Source organism: Streptomyces sp. Da 82-17, from assembly GCF_046098215.1.
Classification (GTDB): Bacteria; Actinomycetota; Actinomycetes; order Streptomycetales; family Streptomycetaceae; genus Streptomyces.
In genome coordinates, this window is the sequence record NZ_JBJURH010000004.1 from 410,300 (window position 1) to 433,242 (window position 22,943).

The window sequence follows — 22,943 nt, forward strand, 5'->3', positions numbered from 1 at the left end:
AACGAACTGCCGGAAGATTTGCGGGAGATCTGAGGTTCCCGGCGGGTAGCCGCGGGCCGCGCCGGGAGGCGGCACCCGCACCCCCGACTTGTCGATTATCGATATGCCGGTCTAGGCTCGGACGTATCGAAAAACGATAAGAGGGGGGATTGCGTTGACCACGCGACTCACGAAGACCTTGGCCTCGGTGAGCATGGGCCTGGCGGCCCTGAGCGGACTCGCCTTCGCCGGTACGGCGCTCACACACATGACCGACGACGGCGCGGTCTGCGTGGAGACGGGCTTCTGGGCCAACGCCGCGCTGAAGGACGCCCTGCCGATCGCCGACGGAGTGGAGGCGTCCAGCACCGCCGCCCGCCTCTGCCAGGAGGCCCCGTCCGTGGGCCAGCGCGCGGCCGACCTCGGCGGCCAGCTCCCCTGGCTCCTCTTCGGCGCCCTCACCCTGCTGCTCTTCGCCCGACTGCTCGACGCGGTCGTGGACAAGGGGCCGTTCACGGACACGGTCGCCCAACGCCTGTCCGTCCTCGGCTGGTTCGTCACCGTCGGCACACCCGTGGCCGGCCTCGTCGTAGGCTGGTCGCACTCCTGGCTCGTCGGCTCCATGGCCCCGATCGTGGGCTCGGGCCCGACGGTGTCCGGACCCCAGGTCCTGATCCTGGCCGGCCTCGCGGCCCTGATCATGGGCAAGATCATGCGCGAGGGCGTACGTATGCGAGAGGACCTCGAAGGGACCGTCTGATGTCCGAAGAGGAACCCCACGGAATCCGGATCCACCTCGACCGGATCCTCGCCGACCGCGACCTGACGCTCACCGAACTCGCCGCCCGCGTCGGCATCACGGTCGTCAACCTGTCGATCCTGAAGAACGGCCGAGCGAAGGCCATCCGCTTCTCGACCCTCTCCAGAATCTGCGAGGCACTGGACTGCCAGCCGGGGGATCTGATCACGTTCGAGTCCGGGCCCCGGGCTGGGTCCGGAACGGGGGCTTCTGGGCAGGGGTGAGGGCGGGCTTTCCCACGCCGCCGTACGTCGGCTGTCAGCTGTCGGCCGTCAGCTGTTGGCCGTCAGCGTTGGCCGTGAGCCGTGAGCCGTGAGCCGTGAGCCGTGAGCCGTGAGCCGTGAGCCGTGAGCTGTTGGCCGTGAGCCGTCAGCCGTGAGCCGTCGTCCGTCGTCCTGCGCCCGTCGATCCGAGAGGCGCGGGACGTGGTCCACCCACGGCATGTCGGCCGCCGCGATGAGCGACTGGCCGGCCACGGTCGCGGGGGTCACACCGGTGAACGCCACGACGTCCCGGTGCAGATGCGACTGGTCGGCGTAGCCGCAGTCGGCCGCCACCCTGGCCGCCTCCTGGCCCACGGCCAGACGCGTGGCGGCCCGGTCGAAGCGGACGAGGTTCACGGCGCGCTTGGGCGCCATGCCGAGCTGCGCGTGGAAGCGGGACCACAGACGCTTGCGGCTCCAGCCCAGCTCGTCGGCCAGTGCCTCGACCCGCACCTGGCCGTGCCCCGCGACGATACGGTCCCAGGCCCAGGCCAGCTCCGGCTCGATGGCGGGCCCCGTGGCGGACAGCCGGGCGAGCAGCGATTCGACGAGCGCGAAGCGCTCCTCCCACGAGGCGGCCATGGCCAGCCGCTCGCGCAGCCGGGCCGCCCGCCGCTCTCCCCACAGGTCGTCCAGGGCCACCACGGAGCTCTCCAGCTCAGCGGGGCCCACGCCCAGCACGGCCCGTGCGACGGCGGGTGACAGGCGCACCTGCATCCACTCGACGTTCGCGGCCCGCACCCGCGCCGCCCCGCCCACGCCGAACCCCAGCCCGGTGACCAGGCTGCCGCGGTGCCGCCGCCCCGTCGGCTCGTCGATGCCGAGCGCCGCCTCACCGCAGGCCAGCGCCAGCGTCAGCACGGGGTGCGGGTCGAGCCGGTGGTCGACCGGGGCCGGGCCGCGGTCGCGCATCCCCGCCAGGACGACGCCGGGCACGCGGCAGGGCCGACCCGGCCGCGTGGCCTGCCACACGGGGTCAACGACGCGCCTGCGCACGGCAGTTGGCATACGTCCATGCTACGGGCCGCTCGGGTGGCGTGCCTGGGCGTTGCGCCTGGACAGAACCGGGCGGGAGGGGCCGTACGGAACATTTCTTCAATCCAGCGTGCCGTGACCGCGGCGAAGGTGGGCGCATGACGTCCACCGGAATCACCGCGCCGCCACCACCGGGCATCGCCCGCCTGTCGCGCCCGTACGCGGGCGGCTTCGTCGCCGTCGTCGCCCTGCAGGTCATCGGGGCGGTCGCAGGCCTGGCGCCGCTCCTCGCCGTCGTCGAACTCGGCCGTACGCTGCTGGCGCCCGGGGCGGCCGACGACGGGCACGTGCGCGACATCGTGCTCGCGGGCGCGGCAGGGCTCCTCGTACGGCTGCTGTTCACGGCCGCCTCGTCCGGCGTCGGACACCTCCTCGACACCCGGGTGCAGCTCGCACTGCGGCGCCGACTCGCCGCGCGGCTCGGGCAGATGCCGATCGGGCGGCTGGCGCGGCGGCGCACCGGGGAGCTGGCGAAGCTGGTGGGGGAGGACGTCAGCGCCGTGCACCCGCTCATCGCGCACACGCCCGGCGAACTGGTCTCCGCCTTCGTGGTGCCGCTGGTCTCGCTCGGCTACCTCCTCACCGTGGACTGGCGGCTGACGCTGATCACGCTGATCCCCGTGCTCCTCGCGGTCGCCCTGGTGCCGTTGATGATGACCCCGGCGCGGCTGCGCGAGCAGAAGGAGTTCGACGCCGCGATGGGGCGGATCTCGGCGTCCGTGGTCGAGTTCGTGCAGGGCATCGCGGTGGTGAAGGCGTTCGGCGGGTCGGAGCGGGCACACGGCAGGTTCCGTACCGCGGTGGGCGACTTCACCCGGAGCTTCTACCGGATGGTGCGCGGTCTTGCCGGGCCCGCCGCCGCGATGCAGGTGGCGCTGTCGCCGCCGTTCGTGCTGCTCGCGGTGCTGGCCGGCGGCGCGTACCGGATCACCGGGGGCGGGCTCGCCCCGGCCGACCTGCTGCCCTTCCTGCTCCTCGGCCTCGGGCTGACCGCACCCGTGGCCGCGCTCGGCCACGGCTTCGACGACCTCCAGGCCGCGCGGCGCGCCGTCGACCGCATCCGGGACGTACTCGCCGAGCCGCCCCTGCCCGAACCCGTACGGCCGGTGACGCCCGAGGGACACCGGGTCGAGCTGCGGAACGTCCGCTTCGGGTACGAGGGGGCCGGGGGCGGGCACGGGCACGGGGGTGCGGCCGGCGGGCGCGCGGGCGCCGCGGCCGGGCGGGAGGTGCTGCGGGGCATCGACCTGGTCCTTGAACCGGGGACGACCACGGCCGTCGTCGGGCCGTCCGGCAGCGGCAAGTCCACGCTCGTGCAACTGCTGCCGCGGTTCCACGACCCGACCCACGGCTCCGTACTCCTCGGCGGGGTCGACCTGCGCGAGGTCGGCAGCCAGGAGTTGTACCGGCGGGTGTCGTTCGTCTTCCAGGACGTCCGGCTGCTGCGCGCCTCGGTCGCGGACAACATCGCCCTCGCCGTACCGCACGCCGGCCGCGACGCCGTCGTCCGCGCCGCCCGCCGGGCGAGCATCCACGACCGCATCCTCGAACTGCCCCGCGGCTACGACTCGGTGATCGGCGAGGACGCCCGCCTCTCCGGCGGCGAGGCACAGCGCGTCTCGATCGCCCGCGCCCTGCTCGCGGACGCCCCCGTCCTCGTACTCGACGAGGCCACCGCCTTCGCCGACCCGCAGACCGAACAGGCGGTACGCGAGGCGCTGGCGCAGACCCGGGAGCAGGCCGGCGAGCAGACCCGGGAGCAGGCCGGGGAGCAGGCCGGGGAGCAGGCCGAGGCGCGGACCCGGAAGCAGGCCGAGGCGCGGACCCGGAAGCAGGCCGAGGCGCAGCCCGGGGAGAAGCGGACGACGCTGGTGATCGCCCACCGCCTGGAGACGATCGCCGACGCCGACACCGTCGTGATGCTGCGCGACGGCGAGATCGTGGAGCGGGGCACGACAGCCGAACTCCTCGCGCGGGGCGGCGAGTTCGCCGAGTTCTGGAAGATCCACACCGCCGCCCATGCCATCGAGACGGAAGGGGAAGAGGCCCGATGATCGGCACCCTGCTGCGCGTGCTCGGCCACGAGTACGCCGGGCCGGTGCGCCGCACCGTCGCCCTGATGACAGCGACCGCCCTCGCCGAGGGCCTGTCGTACGCCCTGCTGGTTCCCGTGCTGCGCGCGCTCCTCGGCAGCGCGCCCGAGGACGCCGGGCCCTGGCTGGCCGCCTTCGGCGCGGCGGTCGCGGGCTACGCGGTGCTGCGGTACGTCAGCGACCGCTCCGGTTTCCGTGTGGGCACGACGATGCTGCACGGCATGTACGAGCGCCTCGGCGACCACCTCGCCCGACTGCCCATCGGCTGGTACCGACCCGGCCGCACCGGCGAGGTGTCCGTCCTCGCCGGCCAAGGCGTGCTCCAGGCGATGGGCGTGATCGCACACCTGCTGGCGCCGTTCGTCTCCGCCTGCGTGACACCGCTGACGATCGTCGCCGTCATGCTCGCGTTCAACTGGCAGCTGGGTCTCGCCGCCCTGGCCGCAGTGCCGTTGGTCGCCGCGGTCCAGCTGCGGACGGCCCGCGCGACGACGGCGACCGACACGGAGCGCGTGGCACGCGAGCGCGCCGCCACCGGGCGCGTCATCGAGTACGTCCAGGCCCAGCCGGTGCTGCGCGCCGGCGGCCGCACCGGCGAACGATTCGGCCTCCTTGACGACTCCCTGGACGAACTCCGCCGCGCCGCGCGCCGCTCCACCCTCTCGGCGCTGCCCGGCGTGCTGGGTCTCGCGGTCACCGTGCAGGCGGTGTTCACCGCGCTGCTCGCCCTCGGCGCGTACCTCGCCATCGGCGGGAACGTCGGCGCCGCCGAGGTGCTCGCGATCCTGGTGCTCGCTGCCCGCTGCGCCGACCCGCTGCTGTCCCTCGCCGAGTTGAGCGGCGGCATCCGCGCCGCCCGCGCCGAACTCAACCGCCTCGACGAGGTCCTCAGCACCGAGCCGCTGCCGGAGCCCCGCACACCCCGCGAACCGGCCGGCCACGACATCGCCTTCGACGCGGTCACCTTCCGGCACGGCGACCGCACGGTCACCGACGCGGTGACCCTCTCCGTACCCGAGGGCCGGCGCCTCGCCGTCGTCGGACCGTCAGGAGCGGGCAAGACGACCCTCCTTCACCTGCTCGCCCGCTTCTACGACGTCGACGCGGGCGCGGTGCGGATCGGCGGCGTGGACGTACGGGAGCTGGACTCCGCGGCGCTGATGGCACGGATCGCCATCGTCTTCCAGGACGTCTACCTCTTCGACGGCACGATCGAGGAGAACGTGCGCCTCGGCCGCCCCGACGCCACCGACGCCGAGGTACGGGCCGCGGCCGCCGCAGCCCGCCTCGACGAGGTGTTCGAACGCCTCCCCGCCGGCTGGTCCACGGACGTGGGCGAAGGCGGAGCACTCCTCTCGGGCGGCGAACGGCAGCGCGTCTCCATCGCCCGCGCCCTGCTGAAGGACGCCCCGATCGTCCTCCTCGACGAGGTCACGTCGGCCCTCGACCCGGTGAACGAGGCAGCCGTGCACGCCGGCATCGAGCACCTGATGGCAGGCCGCACGGTGGTGATGGTCGCCCACCGCATGAACACCGTCCACCGCGCCGACCACGTCGCCTTCCTCGACGCCGGACAACTCGTGGAACACGGCACCCACGACGAACTACTGGCCCGCGAGGGTCGCTACGCCGCGTACTGGAACCTGTCGCTGCCGGGACGGGCACGAGCTTGAGCGGACGGTTGCGGGGGGGGGCGGGGGTTCGGTGCAGGGCCCTCCGCCGTTCGCTGACTGCGAGACCGCCGACCGGATCGGTTCACCGACCACGACAAAGGGCCAGTTCGAGAGGATCTCTGCGAACTGGCCCTTCTGCTTGTGCCCCCGGCAGGATTCGAACCTGCGACACCCGCTTTAGGAGCGAGGTGGGGCGACGAGGGTGTGACCTGCGGGTTCTTCACCCTCATTGGTCTGCTGACGTCGTTCCCTTCAGCGCTGAGGCTCCCCGTGAGTCCCCGCCCGTTCTGGCACGAGAGTGGCACGCCTCGGACAGCATTGTCCTGACAAGAGCGTCAGGTCTGGCGCCACCGCTCGCGGTGCTGACGAACACAGCTCATGTCGATCACATGGCGCGGATGCGTGCGAAGGGTCCCGTCCGGGGCGCCCCCGCGGATGACGGTCAGATCGTCGCTGATCACGATGGCGCCTGCGTCCAGCTGGACATGGCAATTCGGGCACAGGCAGAGAACGTTGCCCGTCGTGTCCGGACCGTTGTGGGGACTACCGAGGGCCTGTATATGAGCCCCCTCGCTGTAGCTGCCGCCCGGGACCTCGATCCGCAGTTCGCAGATCTGGCAACGGTTGTCGTGCCAGGCCTTGACCTGGCGCTTGACGGCACTGTTGCGCACGATTCGCTGGACCGTGGTGGTCACACGCTCCGGCGACTCGGTGCCGGCCGGAACCTGTCCCGAGTCAGAGTCGTCCGACTCGTCGTCGGTGGGAAGCGTCTCCTGCTTAGCCGGCTCGGGGAGAGGTGTGCCGTCGTAGGTCTCCAGCCGGAACTGCCAGATCAGGAAGCCGTCGATGCCGAGCTTGCTCCCGTAGTTGGTGACCCGGAAGAGCCCGTCGTATCTGTATCCCTCGGCCGGGGCCCAGGGCGAGCCACTGTGTGCACCACGGAGCACGCGGACGGGAAGGCCTTCCAGGTAACTGGTGACGAGCGCCGCGTTTCCTGGGTCGTCAAGGCTCTGATCGCTGACCTGGTTCCTGGATGAGTCCTGACCGCCGTGGCCGGTGTAGACGATGACGTCGCCGTGGTCCTCGTCGTCCTTGTAGCCGCCGGACACGACGATCGACTCGGCGCCGTTCTGCTTCGTGCCGCAGATGCCAGCCTGCAGCGGACGATGGATGCCGGCCTCGTGGGCGAGACGACGGCTGTCGAATTCCTGGCCAACCCTGATGTTGGGCACTTCACCAATCATGGGTACACCCTGGCATCTGCCACTGACAGTCCCCGGCGACAAGGTGGGTGTGACCTAGGTGACCTGACGGTGCTTCGATAAATCTTCCACCACCACCCGTACAGCTCAGTACTCTTGACGGTGCGTCGCATCCCCTTCTTTGGCTATGAGCCATCCTCCTAAGCGCGGCGTAGAGAGGGCAGAGGTATGCCCAAGAAGTATCCGTACGAGCTCCCTGAGCACAAGGTTGAGCACGGAGTCCACATCCCGGTCCAAGACCTGAAGATCGACGAGAAGGCCCAGCGCATGCTCAACGAGCCGCGCGCCATGGGCATTGCGAAGAATCTGGTTCGTGAGGCGATCGGGACCATCGTCGTCTCGCAGCGGGCCAACGGAGACCGCTACATCGTCGACGGCATGCACCGCTGGCACGCTGCCAAGCTTTGCGACATTCCGACCCTGGTGGCAGAGGTGCACTATGGCCTTGATCAGCAGGAGGAGGCGGTTCTATTCCTGATCAAGAACCGAGAGTCGAGCAAGCCCAGGCCGCTCGACGAGTACAAGATCGGGCTGACGGCCGGGCTGCCTCTCTTCGTGGACACCGAATCGGCGCTGGTGGCTCGGAACCTCTCGATGGGCTCGTCTGGCACGAACACCGTTGGTGCGGTGGCGGGCGTACTTCGCATTACTGACCTCTTTGGCCCCGAGATCCTGGAGCGCACGCTCAAGGTTGCGGAGGATGCGTGGGGGCGCACCAAGGACACCTGGGATGGGATGCTGCTGGGTGGCATCGGCATGTTCCTGGGCCGCCATGGTGATCACGTGAACGACAGGGCGCTCGCCGAGAAGATCGGTAAGAAGGACCCCGCGTTCCGTTGGCGCGCCAACATCACGGCGCTTGCCTCGGCTGGTGGTACGCAGCACAGCGGCACTGGGTCGAGGGTGAGCACGTGCTACCAGCTCATCGTCACCGAGTGGAACAAGGGCAGGCAGGCCAAAAACAAGATCGCTGCCTGATCCATCTACACGTATCTGAGGGCCTGGGGAAACCTGGGCCCTCAGGCGTTTCCTAGCCCACCACCCACCCCGCTTCCATCCCGTCTGCCGTCGACCCACACACCGTGGAGCGGGCGTGGTTCATGGCGTCCAGGTGGAGCGCGCCACTGTACGAACGACCTGGACGCCATGGGCCGCGTCTGCTCGGCTCTGCCTGGGTCGATGGCAGACGGGATGGAAGCCCACTACCTCAGCCTCATTCGGCCGGCACTCGCGAGCGGCGCCCCGTCCATCTCGGAGCCTGAGCGCCCCCGCCGGAGGCATGGCTTTGACCTCCAGTACTCCACACCTCAACTTCCCTCCCGTACCCACGCCTTCGGGCTCGGTGGGCTCCCGTCCTCGGGTGCGTGATCTGCCCTCGTGCCTGGTGGCGTTCCCCCTTCCCGCTTCCCTTCCTGGTGCCGTGCTGCTCGGCGTTGGTCTCGGTGGCGGGGGTTGGGTGGGGTGTTGTGCTCGGTCCGGCGCAACGTTCCTGGCTGCCAAAGCGTGAAACGGGATTACCCCGGGGCAGCTCTGGTGGCGCGGGGCCGGGGCCGGGGTGGAGCGGGCCGTAGGCAGGAGCGCAACCCCGAGTCCCGAGCCCGCGCAGGCCCGTTGAACGGGCCTGCGGGGTGTGATCCCGTAGCGGCGGCTGTATAGCCGATTGGCCAGCGCGCCGGATGCCCGAAGGGCAAGAGCCCCCACCCGCACCCCGGCAAGGCCGGGGCCAAGATGCCCCGCCGGCATACGGCCCGAGGTGTGGGTGATCGGTGGTTGGGGCTGCTGTGACCTCTGCGCGTTGATGCCCGTCCGCTTTCCCCTGCGGCTTCCGGGCCTGCTCTCCTCCGGCCTTGGCCGGCCTGCACCGAAGCACCCTCGGGAGGCTCCCCCTCCACCCTCCCCCGCCCGATGGGCGGGGCTTGATGAGGTAGAGAAACTCGTAACAGCTCGCCACCCAACGGCGGCAGATAGAGCGCTACTTGAGGGCCATGAGGCGGCTGGTGAAGCCCTCGGCACACAGCCTGTCGTACGCCTCCCGGACGTCGTCCGGCACGGGCAGGCTGATCATGAATCCCTGTTCCGGGTAGATCAGTAGTCGCTGCAGCGCGCCCACCAACATGTCGATCACCAGTCGGGCGTCCTGGATCGAGTCGACGTACTCGTCGAGCGTCATCGGAGTTGAGGCACTGACGAACTCGACTTCGGGCCACAGCTTGCGGGCCGTGGCGTACGCGCGGCGCTCCTCGTACGGCTTGCTGATCAGCAGCACGGACTCCGGGTGCACGCCGGCCTCTTCGAGGACCTTCTTGGAGAACTCGATGTTCTGGCCGGTGTTGCGCGCATTGGGCTCCACGAGGACGGCCGAGTCGGGCACGCCGCGTTCAAGGGCTCGCTCGCGGTAGTGGACGGCTTCGCCGCGGGGCATGCGCTCGCGCGTCGTGGGGCTCGTGGCTCCCGTGAACACAAGCAAGGGCGCCATGCCGCGCTCGTACAGGTCCACCGCCGTGTCGGCCACACCGAGGTCGTGACTGCCCAGGCCAATGGCCACTGAGCACGGCTTCAGGGTGTGGCCCATCTGGTGGTAGTCCCACAGGCGTCGTGCGTCGGCCCATGCCTGTGTCGAGATCATTGCTGCCCTTCCCTGTCCTTCGACGAGTCCGGAACCTTGAAGTCGTACTCCCACGCGAAGCGCGAAGCCGCGTGCACGCCAATGGCGAACTCGACCACTGTGCCATCCGCCGTGTACGTCGTGCGGTGCAGCTCGACCACCGGTTCGCCCGCTGGCAGCTGCAGCAGCTGCACCTCGTCTGACGTGGCGACTCGCGCGCGGAGTTCTTCCTTCATGTGGTCGATCTCGTACCCGGCGTCATAGAGCACCCGGTATCCGCCACCTCGGCCGGCAGGGCCCGGCGTCGGGTCGACAAGCCTCGTGCCTTCGACGTGCTCCGGCTTGTAGTAGCTGGTCAGGGTGTGGGTCGGCTGGCCGTTCTCCTTGACCAGCCGTTCGCGCGCGTACACCTCGGCACCCTCGGGCAGGCCCAACGCTTCCGCGACGACGGCCGGGGCCTCGATACGGCTGACTGTCTGCGTCTGGTCGCTGCGGCGGTAGCTGCGCCCGGAGGCCTTGCGGTCCGCGATGAACGCGACCTCGTCGCCGTCCCGCCACTTGGCCTTGTCGTACCGGGCGATCCCGAGCCGCTTCAGCGGCACCTTCTGGCGTACGACGGTGCCGTGCCCGCGCGACGAGGTGACCAGGCCTTCGGCCTCAAGGGCCTTGTACGCCGCGTGAACGGTGGACTTGGAGCCCTTGCCGGCCTTGACCTGCTCCCTGATCTCCGGGAGCTGCTGGCCAGGCTCGTACTCCCCGTTCTTGATCTGGTCGGCCAGCTCGTCCGCCAGATCCCGCCACTTGGGCGCCATTCCGAACCCCTTTCGTCGCCCCCAGTCAAACACAGTCCCAGGACTGTTGACAGTCCCAGGACTGCGTGCCACTCTCTACTCAAGTCACTTGCAGTCCTAGGACAGCGAGTGTTCGAGGCCCGGATTTGGGCTGCCAATCTTCGACATGGGAGTGCACATGCCGTCCTTCAAGATCGACCTTTCGACCGCTGTGGTGTTCGTCGCGACCGCGCCGGAGCCGAAGATGGCGAACAAGAAGACCGGTGAACAGGCCGTGGACCGCGAGACGAACGCGCCGCTGGCGACCGTGGGCCTGCTGGTCTCGGACGAGGGAGAGGGGAACCTCTACCAGGTGACCGTCCCGGAGACGGGTCTGCCGGAGGGGCTCGCGCCGGGTATGCCGGTGAGCGTGACGGGGCTCAAGGCCCGTGACTGGGAGAACGAGTTCAACGGGCAGAAGCGCCACGGCATCGCCTTCCGCGCGGTCGCGCTGACCACGGGGGCCTGATCATGGCCGACCTGAACCTGTGGGTTGAGGGCGCGACCGCCTTAACCGCCGCTGGCGGCGTCACCTACGCCCGGTTCCGTGCTCCGCGCGTGTACTGGGCGACGGTGGGGCTGCCGATGGCCTGGGGCCGGTTCTCGGTCTCGTACCGGACGACGATGGATGTATGCGGGCTGACGGTGCAGCCGTCGGGACTGCGGGCGTTCATGTCGCGCACCGTCGCCCGTCGTGAGGTGCGGCCGGTGCCGCCGAAGATCCGCCGTATCCGGCCGACCTCGACCGGCATGAGGGTCACGCTGCGCCTGCCTGCCGGTCTGGAGCCCGCCGACGTCGCCGCCGCATCCGAACGGTTGCGGCACGCCTGGGGCGTCCACGGAGTTCGCGTGATCGCGACCAAGCCCGGGTACGTCGAGCTGCGCATGACCGGCTACGACGTGCTGCGCCGGGTGCGGATGCCCCGCAAGGCCGTCGCTCACGACCTGGTGGTGCCGGTCGCGATCCGGGACGACGGGACCGCGTACGAACGGGACTTCCGCCAGATCCCGCACGCGCTCACCCTCGGCGCGAACCAGTCCGGCAAGTCCATGTATCAGCGGAACCTGATCAAGGGCCTTGCACGGCTGCCGGTCGCTCTGGTCGGGATCGACTGCAAGAGGGGTGTCGAACAGTCCCGCTACGCGGCCCGGCTGTCGGCCCTGGCGACGAATCCGGATGATGCCGCGTCGCTGATCGACGTGCTGGTCGCGGAGATGGAGGACCGCTTCGACCTGCTGGCCAAGCACGGCGTCTCCGACCTGTGGGAGCTTCCCGAGCATGTGCGGCCGGTGCCGGTCGTGCTCCTCGTGGACGAGATCGCGGAGCTGTTCCTGATCTCTGCGAAGAAGGATGAGGAGCGTCGGGAGAGGATCGTCACCGGGCTGATTCGGCTGGCTCAGCTCTCCCGTGCAGTCGGTCTCTACATGGAGATCTGTGGGCAGCGGTTCGGCTCCGAGCTGGGCAAGGGCGCGACGATGCTCCGTGCTCAGCTCACCGGCCGCGTGGTGCACCGGGTCAACGACAAGCAGACGGCCGAGATGGGTCTGAACGACGTGGCCCCCGAGTCCGTGCCGGTCGCGTGCACGATTCCCGCCGACCGGCCCGGCCAGGCTGTCGCCGCCGACGCGTCCGGTGGCTGGGGACGCATCCGGACCCCGTTCACTTCGGCCGAGGAAACCGTGGCCGCCTGCCGGGAGTTCGCGCACCTGGTCCCGGACCTTCCGGCCCTGGAGCCTTTCCGGCCCATCGCGCCGGTCCCGGCTCAGGTGATTCCGCCCATGCCGACCACGGCCCCGGCGATTCCCTGACGCCCCTTCACATCCGGTTGGCGTGACCGTCTCGCGCCAGGTCCCTACCCCGTCCATGCCGAAATCCAGAAGGAGTTACGGCTCATGGCCCGGAAGACCGCACCGCCCCCGCCCGCGAAGTGCCCGACCTGCAAGGGGTCCGGCGAAGTGTCCCGCGCCGTCCGCGTCGGCCGTCAGCGCCGCTCGGTCGGACAGCAGACCGGCCTGTGCCTCGCCTGCCTGGGCTCGGGCGAAGCCGCCGAATGATCCGAACTGCCGGAGCCGGGCGGCCGGACCTCGCTCCCCGCCCCGCTCGGGCCCAACCCCCGCAAGGAGGTGACACGGTGAACACCCGAATCCGCTTAGACCCGGTCCTCGTTCAGGCCGTGATCGCCGGAGCCCTGTCCTTCTCCCACCTGCACGATCTCGCCCACGCCGCCGGGCAAAAGGGCTGGCAGGCCTGGGCCTACCCGATCAGCGTCGACCTGCTCCTTGTCGCCGCCTGGCGTCGACTCCGTACCGTCCGGGGCGACCGGGCCGCCTGGCTCTGGTTCGTGATCGCCCTGGCGGCCTCGCTCGGCGCGAACATCGCCACGGCCGGTCTGCTCAACCTCGACAACGTCCCGGCCTGGCTGCGCATCGTCGTCGCGGGTTGGCCCGCCCTCGCGTTCCTCGGCGGCACGCTCCTCGTCCACACGCCGACTGTCCCGGAGCCCGTATCGGCCCCGGTCGCGGCGCCGGTCGAGGAACCGCCCGCGGTCGACCTCCAGCGCACGGACACCACGCCGGAACTCGACAGCACACCCGAGCCGGTCACGGAACCGGTCGCCGAACTGCCCGCCGCCGAAGCCGAGTCCGCGCCTGAGCCGGAGCCCGCTCCGGTCCCGGTCCCGGATGCGGTGAAGGTCCCGCCGGCACTCCTCGACCACGCCCGGAAGATCGCCGCCACACACCAGGCCGCGAACGGCAGCCCCATCACCACGGACACCCTTCGCGCCCGCCTCGGCCTGCCCGCACCGATGGCCCATGCCATCGCCGCTCAGCTCCAACTCACCTGATCCGAGAGGAGATCCACCCGTCATGACCGCCTACCGGCGCTTCCGCAACGTCCAGAGGTTCGGCCCCGTCAGGGTCGCCACCTTTTACGACGGACGCGGCCGCGACCGCCACACCGCCACGTGCACCGCGCCCCGCTGCCGCTTCTCCGTCGAGAAGTTCGACCGCTCCGCCGCCGAACTCGCCGCCCGCACCCACCGCTGCGCCGCCTAGGAGACCTGTCATGGAAATCCCGCTCTGGCTCGCCCTGCTCGCTGTCGGCGTCCTCGGCGTGAAGCTCATCCGCCCGCCCTGGTGGCTCGTCGCCCTGCTGCTCCTCGGCGGCTACCTCATTGCCGACACGCCCCTGAGCCCCGCCATCGACACCGCAATCAACAACTAGACCCCGGAAGGGAGTTCAGCCCGATGCTCACCCCGAAGATCCCGGTCAACGACCAGCCCACCGGCAAGACCATCCCGCTCACCGGCACCCTCCTGGACCACCAGCCGCAGACCGTGGCCCCGGCGCCCGCGCCCGTCGCCCCGGCCGCGCCCGCTCGGCCCACGGTGCAGCTCACCCCCGGCTCCCTCGCGCTCCTCGTCGGCGGCGGCACCGCCGCGGTTCTCGTCGTCGGCGCGGTGCTGGTCTCGATGCTCCTCGCGGTCGCGATCACCGGTGTGTCTGTGGCTGTGGTCGCCGTCGTCCTGCGTCACCTCGTCAACGACCTTCACAAGGACCTGTGATCGCTATGGACACCCACCTCCTTGCGGCCGGGTTACCGGCCCTCGGCTGGGCCCTCCACGGCGGCCTGCTCTGGCGCAACCTGACCACCGCCCGCCGCGACCCGCTGACCGGCCTGCACACCCGCGCCGGATGGACCGCCCGCGCTGACCGCCTGTTGTCCCGGCACTCGGACGCCGTCGTGGTCCTGGTCGACCTGGACGACTTCAAGGCCATCAACGACACCTACGGCCACGCCGCCGGTGACACCGCGCTCACCTCGACCGCCCGCCGCCTCGCGGACTGGTGCGGACGCCACGGCATCGCCGCCCGCCTCGGCGGAGACGAGTTCGCCGCCATCGTCACCGACCCCGCCCACACCGCCGGCATCCCCGCACTGCAAGCCGCCCTGGACCAACCCGTCACGCACAACGGCCACGTCCTGCCGGTCGCCGCCTCGGTCGGCCACTGCTCCCGAGCACATCTGCCGGTCCCGGTTCTCACCGACGCTCTGTCGGCTGCGGACGCGTCGATGTACGCGGCCAAGGGCCACGGCAGGCGCAACACACGCTAAGCGCCCTCCGGGGCGGCTCTCTCGCCAAAGATCCGCCGCCCCGGACGGCTCCACCTCTTCCAGATCCAACGGACCCGAAAGGGAAGTCCCATCATGGCCCAGCACCGCCCTGCCCGCGTACGCATCTGCCGCGACTGCGACGGCTTCGCCACCGCTGTGATCACCACCGGCACCCGCAACCCGGACGGCACCCGCACCACCCTCACCGCCCACTGCCCCACCTGCAAGGGCCACGGCCGTACCACCAAGGCCGGTGCTCTCGTCCAGGTCGGGCGGTGACCGGCATGAGCGACCTGACCCCGACCCCGGACCGCCCGGGCCTGCACGTCAGCAAGCCCTCGCCCTCCGCCCCGGCCACGGCCTCGGCCGTCTGCCACTGCGGTGCCACCGCCACGGCCAACGGCGACAGCCAGGTCAAGGCCCTGGTCGACGGCTGGACCGCCAACCACGGCCCCGCCCACAACCAGACGGGCCGGTGACCCCATGACCGACACCGCCACCCTGGCGGGCCTGGACCCGGCCACCCTCGCCGACGTGCTGAAGGTGGCCGGGCACCCCGGCTTCGACCGCATCCAAGACCAGATCCGCCGCACCGGCGGCTGCGCCGACCCCATCCACCTCCAGGGCACGACCGTCACCCGCGACCGCGAGACCGGGCAGATCCTGTACGCGTACTCGACCGACACCGAGCCCGGCGGCCGACTCCGCGTCGCCTGCGGCAACCGCCGCGCCTCCCGATGCCCCGCCTGCGCCTGGACCTACGCCGGAGACACCTACCACCTCATCCGGGCCGGACTCGTCGGCGACAAGGGCACCCCGACCACCGTCCGCGAACACCCCCGCGTCTTCGCCACCCTCACCGCCCCCAGCTTCGGCCCCGTCCACAACAGGCCCGGCCACCGCCCCTGCCGCTGCGGCACCCACCACCCTGAGGGCGCACCGGAGTTGGGCACCCCGCTCGACCCCGACACCTACGACTACGACGGCGCCGTGCTGTGGAACAACCACGCCTCCGAGCTGTGGCGCTACTTCACGATCTACCTCCGCCGCGAGATCGCCGCCCGCGCCGGCATCACGCAGAAGGCCGCCAAGGAACAGTCCCGGCTCTCCTTCGGCAAGGTCGCCGAATACCAGAAGCGCGGCGCAATCCACTTCCATGCGGTGATCCGCTTCGACGGCCCCGACGGACCGGACACCCCGCCGCCGTACTGGGCCACTCTCGACCTTCTGACGGACGCCATCCACGCTGCGGCTGCCCGCGTCCGCGTCGACGTACCCCCTGCCCGCTACCAACCGGACCCCGACCAACCGGCGATCACCTATCCGGCCCGGGTCCTGTGCTGGGGCGACCGCCTCGACGTACGCCCCATCAAGGCCTTCGGCGACGGCTCCGACATCACCGAACAGGCCGTGGCCTCGTACGTCGCCAAGTACGCGACCAAGGCCGCCGAGACCACCGGCACCGTCGACCGCCGCATCGGCAACAAGGAAGCCCTCGTACTCCTCGACGTCCCCGACCACCCACGCCGGTTGATCGAAGCGTGCCTCGACCTCCACGCCGTCTACCCGGACCGGAAGTTGCGCGACTGGGCCCACATGCTCGGCTTCCGGGGCCACTTCTCCACCAAGTCCCGCCGCTACTCCACGACCCTCGGCGCACTCCGGCAGGTCCGCGCCGACTACCGAGCCGCCCAACACCGCGCCGCCCTCGGCCTCCCCGACCCCGACGACGTGCCCGAGGAGACCACCCTCACGCTCGCGCACTGGTCGTACGCCGGACACGGCCACACCCCCGGTGAGTCCTGGCTCGCCGCCAACATCCGTCGCGACATCGAGCAACACCGTGAACTCGCCCGCGAAGAACGTGCCAACTCTGCCCAAGAGGAAGGGAAGTAAGACCATGAAGGATCGCTACCTCAGCGTCACGCAGGTCGCCGAGATCCTCGGCACTACCGTCCGCTTCCCCCGGCGGCTGATCGAGGAGCGCCGGATCACGTTCGTCAAGGTCGGTCGGCACGTCCGTATCCCGGAGAGCGCCGTGGCTGCGTACATCGAAGCGCACACCGTCCAGCCGATCACCGTGCGCCCTGGTGTGCTTCGGAGGGCTGCCTGATGGCGAACAACCAGGGCAGGCGCCGCCGCTTCGGCTCGGTGCGACAGCTCAAGTCGGGTCGCTGGCAGGCTCGGTATCGCGACCCGAACACGGGGCAGGTCCGCAGCGCCGAGGAGACGTACGCGACCAAGACCGACGCGGAAGTCGCGCTGACCCACATCGAGGCGGACATCACCCGTGGCCAGTGGTCCGACCCTGACGCTGGAAAGGTCCAGTTCGGCGAGTACGCGACAGCGTGGCTCAACGACCGCAAGCTTGCTGCCCGTTCGAGAGAGCGGCACGAGTCCGTGATCCGGCTGCACCTGCTGCCCACGTTCGGTCAGCGACCGCTGTCCTCGATCACCACGGCGCAGGTGCGGGCCTGGCGTACTAAATGCCTCAGCACGACCGGTGAGCCGACCGTGGTCAAGGCGTACCAGATCCTGCGAGCCATCCTGAACACCGCCGTTGACGATGAGCTGATTCGCCGCAACCCGTGCCGGATCAAGGGGGCCGACCGCTACGACGTGCCCGAACGTCCCGTACTCACCGTGAATGAGGTGTACGCCGTAGCGGACGCGATCGCGCCGCGATACCGGCTGCTTGTCCTCCTGGCTGCCTTCACCGGACTGCGGTTCGGCGAGCTGGCCTCGCTGCGCCGGCGTGACATCGACACGGCGAGCGCTGCGGTCATGGTGCGGCGTTCACAGGCAGAGATGCAGACCGGAGCGCTCTTCGACAAGGCACCAAAGTCGAATGCCGGCGTCCGGCCGGTGGCCTTCCCGTCCGAGCTGCTGCCCGACGTGAAGGTGCACCTCGACGCGTACGCCGGGTCCGGCCGTGACGGTCACGTGTTCCTCGGCCCCCAGGGCGGCCGGCTTCGGCGCAGCAACTTCCGGGATGACTGGATCAAGGCCCTGAAGGCAGCGAAGGTCACCCAAGGCGTGCACTTCCACGATCTTCGGCACACCGGCAACACGCTTGCTGCGTCCGGCGCGAGCCTCCGAGAACTCATGACGAGGATGGGGCACAGCACTCCGCGCGCGGCGCTGATCTACCAGCACGTGGTCGACGGCCGTGGCCGTGAGATCGCCGATCGGCTCGGTTCGATGATCCGCAAGACCCGTGGGGATGTGGACTCTTAGCGGACCTTCTGGCACGTGTGTGGCACGGCCGCGATCATGGCAAAGGGCCAGTTCGAGAGGATCAAGCCTCTGAACTGGCCCTTCTGCTTGTGCCCCCGGCAGGATTCGAACCTGCGACACCCGCTTTAGGAGAGCGGTGCTCTATCCCCTGAGCTACGAAGGCAAGGCGTGCTCGTCAGTGTAGCGGGTGGGGCAAGGCGGGCTCGGGGGGTTGTGGATCTTCTGGGGTGGTGGGTCAGGTGCGGGTGATGTGGACGCGGTGGGTGCCGTCCTTCGCGGCCGGGCCGACCGTGATGCGGAGGTCGTGTTCCTTGTCCGTGAACGTCTGGCCCGTGGCGAACGGGGCGTCGGAGAGCTCCGCGTGCACGTTGGGGCGGCGGGTGCAGCCGCCGGAGTCGCGGGTGGAGTCGCTGACGGTCACGGGGCCGTGGCCGGTGTCGACGTCCGCGTCGACCCGGTAGATCAGGACGCCCGGCTTGCACACCGCCTCGTCGTTGCCGCCGCGGGTGCGAACCTCGATGGCGTAGCCGGTGCGCTCGTCGAGCGGGACGAACGCGAGCTTCGTACCGTCGCTCTTCGCGGCCAGCGGCTTCAGCGCCAGGTTGGTCGTGCCGTGCGTGGCGGCGCAGCTGATCTGTTCGTCGTCGAGCCAGCCGAGCTTCCACTTGTGCCAGCCGAGGAGGTCGTTGTTGGCGCCCCAGTCCTCGCTCATGATGTCCCAGTGGCCGACGGCCCCGCCGCCGTCCGAGGTGTAGAGGTCGGGCAGGCCGAAGACGTGGCCGTTCTCGTGCGGCAGCACCCGGTAGCCCGTCTCGCGGTACGAGCCCGAGCCGTCGTCCTGCCGGCTGTAGATGAAGGACGCGTTCGAGACCGGCACCCCGTCCGCGACCGGCGCCTCGTGGTTGCCCGCGAACGTCACCGACAGCACCGTGTCCAGCGCCGACGGCCCTGCGTTGGGCGTCATCAGCACATTGACCAGGTCGTACTCCCGGAAGTCCACATCCGGATCCGCGGCGTCCACGATGTCCTCGACGAGCTGCCGATAGCCGGGGTCGAACGGCGCCCCCCGCTCTATCCCGTACGAGGCGAACGAGCGCGGCATGCGCAGCCAGTCCTTGATCGGGGCGTGCGCCTGGTAGTCGAGGCGGCCGTACGAGCTGGTGCGGAACCACTCCTGGGTCTGCGGGAAGAACTCGCCGAGGCGGTCGGTGGCGCGGCCCTGGCCGCGGGCGTCGGAGAAGTCGACCATGAGGTTCAGGGCGTGCACGGTGCCCGTGGAGCGGGCGTATCCCGGCTGGGTGGGGACGCCTTCCGACATCTGGATGCCCATGGTTCCGCTGATCATGCAGGGTGCGAGGGCGCCTGCCCGGCCCGGGCTGCCGGGGCCCGCGGCCCGTGGGTCCGCGGTGAGGCGCCCGGTGCTGGCCGTCACCGTGACGGCGAGGACGAGGGCTGCGAGCGCGGCGAACAGGGGCCTGCGCTGCGGCCTGGATATCCACTGTCGGGACAGCTGCATCCGCCCGCCTTCCGGTCCGCGGCAGCCGGCCGGTCCTGGCTGCGCCCTTGTCGATCACCCTGTGTCGGGGGGTGCGCGGGCGCGCGCTGAGTGCGACCGATCGTGTGCTTTTGCCGAACGGGCGCGTGAGGCAGGTCGCGTGAGGCGGGTCACATGAGGGGCGGGAAATAACCGGGGAGGTCTTCCCCGTTTACACGGGTGTTCCGCTAAGCGGGGAGGATCTCCCCGTATCGGCGGGGCGACGATGGACGTAGAGAGATACCGACGTACCGACGTACCGACGCACCGACGTGCCGACGTACCGATCGACTTCGAGGAGAGCCGCCGTGGATGTCGAGACCGCCCCGAAGCAGCCGCGCCGCACTCCGCGCCGTGTGCCGCGTCCGCGGGCCGATGCGCTGCGGAACCGGGAGCGGATCGTCAGCGCGGCCCGGGAGATGTTCGTCGAGTTCGGTCCTGAGGTGCCGCTCGACGAGATCGCCCGCCGCGCCGGTGTCGGCAACGCCACGGTCTACCGGCACTTCGCCGACCGCACCGTGCTGATCCGGGAAGTCGTCTGCTTCGTGATGGACCGCACCTCCGAGCGGGCCGAGGAGGCCCTCGCGGAGGAGCCCGACGCGTTCCAGGCGCTACGCCGCTTCGTGCACGCCGCCGCCGACGAACGGATCGGCGCGCTCTGCCCGATGCTCTCCGACAGCTTCGACAAGGACCACTCCGACCTCGACGGCTCCCGGCAGCGCCTGGAGCGGCTGGTCGAGGAGGTCATGGAACGGGCGCGTGCCGCCGGGCAGTTGCGTGCCGACGTCGCCGTCGGTGATCTGTTCGTCGCGCTCTCCCAGCTCACCCGGCCCCTGCCGGGCAGCGGCTGCGTGAACTTCGACCAGTTCGTGCACCGGCATCTGCAGCTGTTCCTCGACGGTCTGCAGAACCCGGCCCGTTCCGAACTCCCCGGCAGCGCCGCCACGTTGGAGGACCTCCGCCGCCCGGCCTGACCCCCGCCCACTGATCTCAGCTCTTCTCCTCTGATCTCAGCCCCCGGGCTCCGGCCTCGGTTCATCGCCCGGCCTCAGCCCATCGCCCGAACTCCTTCCACGACCTGTCCGCACGACCGAGTTGACCTCGAGCTTGCTTGAGGTTGCACGCTTTTCGCATAGCTCAGCCCTTCACCGGCTCTCCTTCCGAGCCGGGTTCCGAACACGACGGACGCGACGACCACGACGGACGCAGCGAAGGCAGGCGCTCCTCAGGCGCAGCCGGCGCTGACGCTCCCGTTCCTCGGCCACCGTCGATCACCGAACTCCCGAGGTGGGTACCCCCATGTCTGAATCAGCTCCTTCCATATCCGTAAAAAGCGGTATCCCTGATAGCGCTGGCAGCGGCCCCGACCCCAAGCGGTGGCGGGCCCTCGTCTTCATCGCGCTGGCCCAACTGATGGTCGTCCTCGACGCGACCATCGTGAACATCGCGCTCCCTTCCGCCCAGCAGGACCTCGGCATCTCCGACGGCAACCGGCAGTGGGTCATCACGGCCTACGCCCTCGCCTTCGGCGGACTGCTCCTGTTCGGTGGCCGCGTCGCCGACCTCTGGGGCCGCAAGCGCACCTTCGTCACCGGCCTGATCGGCTTCGCCGGAGCCTCCGCGCTCGGTGGCGCCGCGACCGGTGAGGCGATGATGCTGGGCGCCCGCGCGCTGCAGGGCGTCTTCGGCGCGCTGCTCGCCCCCGCCGCCCTGTCGCTGCTCGCCGTGATGTTCACCGACGCCAAGGAGCGCGCCAAGGCCTTCGGCATCTACGGTGCGATCGCCGGTGGCGGTGGAGCCGTGGGCCTGATCCTCGGCGGCTTCCTCACCGAGTACCTGGACTGGCGCTGGACCTTCTTCGTCAACATCCCCTTCGCCGTGGTAGCCGCCGTGGGCGCGTACTTCGTGATCCGTGAGCCGGCCGGTTCCCGCAACCGTTCGCCTCTCGACATCCCCGGTGTCGTCCTCTCCACGCTCGGCCTGGTCGCCCTCGTCTACGGCTTCACCCGCGCCGAGTCCGACGGCTGGTCCGACGCCACCACCATCGGCCTGTTCGTCGCCTCGGCCGTTCTGCTCGCCTCCTTCCTGCTGGTCGAGTCCCGCGTGAAGGCGCCGCTGCTGCCGCTGCGCGTGCTGACGGACCGCAACCGCGGCGGTGTCTACCTGTCGCTCGGCCTCGCGGTGATCGCGATGTTCGGCCTGTTCCTGTTCCTCACCTACTACCTGCAGGTCGTGAAGGGCTACTCGCCGGTGATGACCGGCTTCGCCTTCCTGCCGATGATCGTCGGCATGATCACGGGCTCCACGCAGATCGGCGCCCGCCTGATGACCCGCGTGCCCCCGCGCCTGCTCATGGGCCCCGGCTTCCTGGTCGCCGCGCTCGGCATGCTGCTCCTCACCCAGCTGGAGATCGGCACGTCGTACGCGGGGCTGATCCTTCCGGCGCAGCTGCTGCTCGGCCTCGGCATGGGTACCGCCTTCATGCCGGCCATGTCCCTGGCCACCCACGGAGTCGAGGCCCGCGACGCCGGTGTCGCCTCCGCGATGGTCAACACCTCGCAGCAGGTGGGCGGCGCGATCGGCACGGCGCTCCTCAACACCATCGCCGCCTCCGCCACCACCGCCTACCTGACCGCCCACGCTGCGGACGCGACCACTCCGGCCGCGCAGAAGCTGCTGCAGGCCCAGGCCATGGTGGACGGCTACACCAGCGCGATCTGGTGGGCCGTCGGCATCCTCGTGATCTCCGCGGGCATCGCCCTGACCTTCATCAACACCGGTCACCAGGGCGGTACGCCGGTGGCCGAGGGCGGCGCCACCGGTGCCGACGAGGAGGCCGAGCTGCCGGTCCCGGTGGTCGCCCACTGACCGGCCCGCCCCGCACGACGGCCCAGGGACTCACCTGAGCCAGGGAAGATCCGCACCCGCCTCGTTCGGTTGAAGTCCCTCGGCGATGATCCGCATGATCTCGCCGAGGGATTTCTGCTGTTCGGCGGTGAGCCGGTCGAAGATCGCCTGGCGTACGGCAGTCACGTGCCCGGGTGCCGACTGCTTCAGCACCTCGTATCCCTCGTCCGTGAGGATCGCGTTCTGGCCGCGCTTGTCGGAGGGGCAGTCCTCGCGGCGCACCCAGCCGTTCTGTTCGAGCCGGGCGACCGCGTGGGAGAGCCGAGACCGGGTGATCTTCGCGCTCCGGGCCAGCTCGGTCATGCGCATCCGCCGCCGCGGCGCCTGGGAGAGCTGAACGAGCAGCCCGTAATAGACGTGCGGCATCTTGGCGTCGCGCTGCAGCTGCCGGTCGAGATGGTCCTCGAGGAGCATCGTGGCGTGCAGGTACGCCCGCCAGGTGCGCTGTTCCTCGTCGTTGAGCCAGCGCGTGTCCTCGTTCTGCGTCGTCATACCTCCACTGTACGAAGCCTGTGCTTGAAACTTCAACAATCATTTCGTACCCTCCGAGTGAGAGCTTGAACATTCAAGCTTGCTGTTCGAGCTCGTCGTGTGTGTTTCGGGCAGCC

General features: G+C 70.1%; 26 protein-coding genes and 1 tRNA gene. 20 read left to right on the plus strand and 7 right to left on the minus strand.

Features of this window, described 5'->3' with window-relative positions; translation table 11 throughout:
- The first annotated feature begins 154 nt into the window (after positions 1–154).
- Both ACIDOF_RS09600 and ACIDOF_RS09605 read left to right on the plus strand, forming a co-directional pair.
- Positions 155–739 carry a DUF2975 domain-containing protein gene (locus ACIDOF_RS09600; protein ID WP_409005307.1) on the plus strand — a complete coding sequence of 195 codons (585 nt, stop codon included), beginning with the start codon at positions 155–157 and terminating at the stop codon, positions 737–739.
- Complete coding sequence (locus ACIDOF_RS09605; RefSeq protein ID WP_409005308.1) at positions 739–1,002, plus strand: helix-turn-helix domain-containing protein; 264 nt, start codon at positions 739–741, stop codon at positions 1,000–1,002. The genes ACIDOF_RS09600 and ACIDOF_RS09605 overlap by 1 nt, the downstream gene beginning before the upstream one ends.
- A 48-nt stretch (positions 1,003–1,050) precedes the next feature.
- On the opposite strand, the gene ACIDOF_RS09610 is transcribed toward ACIDOF_RS09605, so the two are convergent.
- A complete protein-coding gene (locus ACIDOF_RS09610) occupies positions 1,051–2,049 on the minus strand; it encodes a helix-turn-helix domain-containing protein (protein WP_409005309.1) in 999 nt (332 codons plus the stop codon).
- Between the two features lie 125 nt (positions 2,050–2,174).
- Between ACIDOF_RS09610 and ACIDOF_RS09615 the strand changes: the two genes are divergently transcribed.
- Positions 2,175–4,130 carry an ATP-binding cassette domain-containing protein gene (locus tag ACIDOF_RS09615; RefSeq protein ID WP_409005310.1) on the plus strand — a complete coding sequence of 652 codons (1,956 nt, stop codon included), beginning with the start codon at positions 2,175–2,177 and terminating at the stop codon, positions 4,128–4,130.
- Positions 4,127–5,842, plus strand: a complete 1,716-nt coding sequence (locus tag ACIDOF_RS09620) for an ABC transporter ATP-binding protein (RefSeq protein WP_409005311.1) — start codon at positions 4,127–4,129, stop codon at positions 5,840–5,842. The genes ACIDOF_RS09615 and ACIDOF_RS09620 overlap by 4 nt, the downstream gene beginning before the upstream one ends.
- A gap of 335 nt (positions 5,843–6,177) precedes the next feature.
- Here ACIDOF_RS09620 and ACIDOF_RS09625 read toward each other — a convergent pair whose 3' ends face one another.
- On the minus strand, positions 6,178–7,086 hold the full coding sequence (locus ACIDOF_RS09625) for a YDG/SRA domain-containing protein (RefSeq protein WP_409005312.1): 909 nt from the start codon (positions 7,084–7,086) through the stop codon (positions 6,178–6,180).
- 186 nt (positions 7,087–7,272) lie between these two features.
- Here ACIDOF_RS09625 and ACIDOF_RS09630 point away from each other — a divergent pair, with 186 nt between their 5' ends.
- Entirely contained in the window at positions 7,273–8,082 is an 810-nt protein-coding gene (locus ACIDOF_RS09630) for a DUF6551 family protein (protein ID WP_409005313.1), read from the plus strand.
- Between the two features lie 994 nt (positions 8,083–9,076).
- Here ACIDOF_RS09630 and ACIDOF_RS09635 read toward each other — a convergent pair.
- A complete protein-coding gene (locus ACIDOF_RS09635; RefSeq protein WP_409005314.1) occupies positions 9,077–9,730 on the minus strand; it encodes a YdcF family protein in 654 nt (217 codons plus the stop codon).
- Positions 9,727–10,521 (minus strand): GntR family transcriptional regulator, encoded by a 795-nt coding sequence (locus ACIDOF_RS09640; RefSeq protein WP_409005315.1) that lies wholly within the window; start codon positions 10,519–10,521, stop codon positions 9,727–9,729. The genes ACIDOF_RS09635 and ACIDOF_RS09640 overlap by 4 nt, the downstream gene beginning before the upstream one ends.
- 157 nt (positions 10,522–10,678) lie before the next feature.
- On the opposite strand from ACIDOF_RS09640, the gene ACIDOF_RS09645 reads away from it, so the two are divergent.
- The 13 genes from ACIDOF_RS09645 (at position 10,679) to ACIDOF_RS09705 (ending at position 17,894) form a co-directional block, all read left to right on the plus strand.
- On the plus strand, positions 10,679–11,008 hold the full coding sequence (locus ACIDOF_RS09645) for a hypothetical protein (RefSeq protein WP_409005316.1): 330 nt from the start codon (positions 10,679–10,681) through the stop codon (positions 11,006–11,008).
- A gap of 2 nt (positions 11,009–11,010) precedes the next feature.
- Positions 11,011–12,348 (plus strand): FtsK/SpoIIIE domain-containing protein, encoded by a 1,338-nt coding sequence (locus tag ACIDOF_RS09650; protein ID WP_409005317.1) that lies wholly within the window; start codon positions 11,011–11,013, stop codon positions 12,346–12,348.
- Between the two features lie 84 nt (positions 12,349–12,432).
- Positions 12,433–12,594, plus strand: coding sequence for a hypothetical protein (locus tag ACIDOF_RS09655; protein ID WP_409005318.1), 162 nt, complete (start codon positions 12,433–12,435; stop codon positions 12,592–12,594).
- 77 nt (positions 12,595–12,671) lie between these two features.
- Positions 12,672–13,385, plus strand: a complete 714-nt coding sequence (locus tag ACIDOF_RS09660; RefSeq protein WP_409005319.1) for a DUF2637 domain-containing protein — start codon at positions 12,672–12,674, stop codon at positions 13,383–13,385.
- 22 nt (positions 13,386–13,407) lie between these two features.
- Complete coding sequence (locus tag ACIDOF_RS09665; protein ID WP_409005320.1) at positions 13,408–13,596, plus strand: mobile element transfer protein; 189 nt, start codon at positions 13,408–13,410, stop codon at positions 13,594–13,596.
- Between the two features lie 10 nt (positions 13,597–13,606).
- Positions 13,607–13,765: a hypothetical protein gene (locus ACIDOF_RS09670; RefSeq protein ID WP_409005321.1), complete on the plus strand. Its 159-nt coding sequence runs from the start codon at positions 13,607–13,609 to the stop codon at positions 13,763–13,765.
- 23 nt (positions 13,766–13,788) lie between these two features.
- Positions 13,789–14,106, plus strand: coding sequence for a SpdD-like protein (locus ACIDOF_RS09675; RefSeq protein ID WP_409005322.1), 318 nt, complete (start codon positions 13,789–13,791; stop codon positions 14,104–14,106).
- Between the two features lie 5 nt (positions 14,107–14,111).
- On the plus strand, positions 14,112–14,657 hold the full coding sequence (locus ACIDOF_RS09680) for a GGDEF domain-containing protein (protein ID WP_409005323.1): 546 nt from the start codon (positions 14,112–14,114) through the stop codon (positions 14,655–14,657).
- A 93-nt stretch (positions 14,658–14,750) separates the two neighbouring features.
- Entirely contained in the window at positions 14,751–14,936 is a 186-nt protein-coding gene (locus ACIDOF_RS09685) for a hypothetical protein (protein WP_409005324.1), read from the plus strand.
- A 5-nt stretch (positions 14,937–14,941) separates the two neighbouring features.
- Positions 14,942–15,136: a hypothetical protein gene (locus tag ACIDOF_RS09690; protein ID WP_409005325.1), complete on the plus strand. Its 195-nt coding sequence runs from the start codon at positions 14,942–14,944 to the stop codon at positions 15,134–15,136.
- A 4-nt stretch (positions 15,137–15,140) separates the two neighbouring features.
- On the plus strand, positions 15,141–16,553 hold the full coding sequence (repSA, locus tag ACIDOF_RS09695; protein ID WP_409005326.1) for a replication initiator protein RepSA: 1,413 nt from the start codon (positions 15,141–15,143) through the stop codon (positions 16,551–16,553).
- A 4-nt stretch (positions 16,554–16,557) separates the two neighbouring features.
- Positions 16,558–16,770, plus strand: a complete 213-nt coding sequence (locus ACIDOF_RS09700) for a helix-turn-helix domain-containing protein (protein WP_409005327.1) — start codon at positions 16,558–16,560, stop codon at positions 16,768–16,770.
- Positions 16,770–17,894, plus strand: a complete 1,125-nt coding sequence (locus tag ACIDOF_RS09705; protein ID WP_409005328.1) for a tyrosine-type recombinase/integrase — start codon at positions 16,770–16,772, stop codon at positions 17,892–17,894. Before ACIDOF_RS09700 ends, ACIDOF_RS09705 begins: the two co-directional genes overlap by 1 nt.
- A 90-nt stretch (positions 17,895–17,984) precedes the next feature.
- Here the strand turns inward: ACIDOF_RS09705 and ACIDOF_RS09710 are convergent.
- Both ACIDOF_RS09710 and ACIDOF_RS09715 read right to left on the minus strand, forming a co-directional pair.
- Positions 17,985–18,057 (minus strand) — tRNA-Arg (locus ACIDOF_RS09710).
- 72 nt (positions 18,058–18,129) lie between these two features.
- Complete coding sequence (locus ACIDOF_RS09715; RefSeq protein ID WP_409005329.1) at positions 18,130–19,410, minus strand: M6 family metalloprotease domain-containing protein; 1,281 nt, start codon at positions 19,408–19,410, stop codon at positions 18,130–18,132.
- Positions 19,411–19,736: 326 nt separating this feature from the next.
- Here ACIDOF_RS09715 and ACIDOF_RS09720 point away from each other — a divergent pair, with 326 nt between their 5' ends.
- Together ACIDOF_RS09720 and ACIDOF_RS09725 are read left to right on the plus strand one after the other, a co-directional pair.
- Positions 19,737–20,402, plus strand: coding sequence for a TetR/AcrR family transcriptional regulator (locus ACIDOF_RS09720; RefSeq protein WP_409005330.1), 666 nt, complete (start codon positions 19,737–19,739; stop codon positions 20,400–20,402).
- Between the two features lie 325 nt (positions 20,403–20,727).
- Positions 20,728–22,296, plus strand: a complete 1,569-nt coding sequence (locus ACIDOF_RS09725) for an MFS transporter (RefSeq protein WP_409005331.1) — start codon at positions 20,728–20,730, stop codon at positions 22,294–22,296.
- A 30-nt stretch (positions 22,297–22,326) separates the two neighbouring features.
- Here ACIDOF_RS09725 and ACIDOF_RS09730 read toward each other — a convergent pair whose 3' ends face one another.
- A complete protein-coding gene (locus ACIDOF_RS09730) occupies positions 22,327–22,827 on the minus strand; it encodes a MarR family winged helix-turn-helix transcriptional regulator (protein WP_409005332.1) in 501 nt (166 codons plus the stop codon).
- Positions 22,828–22,943 lie beyond the last annotated feature (116 nt).

Excerpts from the sequence above, each read along its gene's own strand:
- ACIDOF_RS09605 (WP_409005308.1), top strand. The coding sequence starts at position 739 with ATGTCCGAAGAGGAACCCCACGGAATCCGGATCCACCTCGACCGGATC.
- ACIDOF_RS09610 (WP_409005309.1), bottom strand. The coding sequence starts at position 2,049 with ATGCCAACTGCCGTGCGCAGGCGCGTCGTTGACCCCGTGTGGCAGGCC.
- ACIDOF_RS09615 (WP_409005310.1), top strand. The coding sequence starts at position 2,175 with ATGACGTCCACCGGAATCACCGCGCCGCCACCACCGGGCATCGCCCGC.
- ACIDOF_RS09620 (WP_409005311.1), top strand. The coding sequence starts at position 4,127 with ATGATCGGCACCCTGCTGCGCGTGCTCGGCCACGAGTACGCCGGGCCG.
- ACIDOF_RS09625 (WP_409005312.1), bottom strand. The coding sequence starts at position 7,086 with ATGATTGGTGAAGTGCCCAACATCAGGGTTGGCCAGGAATTCGACAGC.
- ACIDOF_RS09630 (WP_409005313.1), top strand. The coding sequence starts at position 7,273 with ATGCCCAAGAAGTATCCGTACGAGCTCCCTGAGCACAAGGTTGAGCAC.
- ACIDOF_RS09635 (WP_409005314.1), bottom strand. The coding sequence starts at position 9,730 with ATGATCTCGACACAGGCATGGGCCGACGCACGACGCCTGTGGGACTAC.
- ACIDOF_RS09640 (WP_409005315.1), bottom strand. The coding sequence starts at position 10,521 with ATGGCGCCCAAGTGGCGGGATCTGGCGGACGAGCTGGCCGACCAGATC.
- ACIDOF_RS09645 (WP_409005316.1), top strand. The coding sequence starts at position 10,679 with ATGCCGTCCTTCAAGATCGACCTTTCGACCGCTGTGGTGTTCGTCGCG.
- ACIDOF_RS09650 (WP_409005317.1), top strand. The coding sequence starts at position 11,011 with ATGGCCGACCTGAACCTGTGGGTTGAGGGCGCGACCGCCTTAACCGCC.
- ACIDOF_RS09655 (WP_409005318.1), top strand. The coding sequence starts at position 12,433 with ATGGCCCGGAAGACCGCACCGCCCCCGCCCGCGAAGTGCCCGACCTGC.
- ACIDOF_RS09665 (WP_409005320.1), top strand. The coding sequence starts at position 13,408 with ATGACCGCCTACCGGCGCTTCCGCAACGTCCAGAGGTTCGGCCCCGTC.
- ACIDOF_RS09670 (WP_409005321.1), top strand. The coding sequence starts at position 13,607 with ATGGAAATCCCGCTCTGGCTCGCCCTGCTCGCTGTCGGCGTCCTCGGC.
- ACIDOF_RS09675 (WP_409005322.1), top strand. The coding sequence starts at position 13,789 with ATGCTCACCCCGAAGATCCCGGTCAACGACCAGCCCACCGGCAAGACC.
- ACIDOF_RS09680 (WP_409005323.1), top strand. The coding sequence starts at position 14,112 with ATGGACACCCACCTCCTTGCGGCCGGGTTACCGGCCCTCGGCTGGGCC.
- ACIDOF_RS09685 (WP_409005324.1), top strand. The coding sequence starts at position 14,751 with ATGGCCCAGCACCGCCCTGCCCGCGTACGCATCTGCCGCGACTGCGAC.
- ACIDOF_RS09690 (WP_409005325.1), top strand. The coding sequence starts at position 14,942 with ATGAGCGACCTGACCCCGACCCCGGACCGCCCGGGCCTGCACGTCAGC.
- repSA (WP_409005326.1), top strand. The coding sequence starts at position 15,141 with ATGACCGACACCGCCACCCTGGCGGGCCTGGACCCGGCCACCCTCGCC.
- ACIDOF_RS09700 (WP_409005327.1), top strand. The coding sequence starts at position 16,558 with ATGAAGGATCGCTACCTCAGCGTCACGCAGGTCGCCGAGATCCTCGGC.
- ACIDOF_RS09705 (WP_409005328.1), top strand. The coding sequence starts at position 16,770 with ATGGCGAACAACCAGGGCAGGCGCCGCCGCTTCGGCTCGGTGCGACAG.
- ACIDOF_RS09715 (WP_409005329.1), bottom strand. The coding sequence starts at position 19,410 with ATGCAGCTGTCCCGACAGTGGATATCCAGGCCGCAGCGCAGGCCCCTG.
- ACIDOF_RS09725 (WP_409005331.1), top strand. The coding sequence starts at position 20,728 with ATGTCTGAATCAGCTCCTTCCATATCCGTAAAAAGCGGTATCCCTGAT.
- ACIDOF_RS09730 (WP_409005332.1), bottom strand. The coding sequence starts at position 22,827 with ATGACGACGCAGAACGAGGACACGCGCTGGCTCAACGACGAGGAACAG.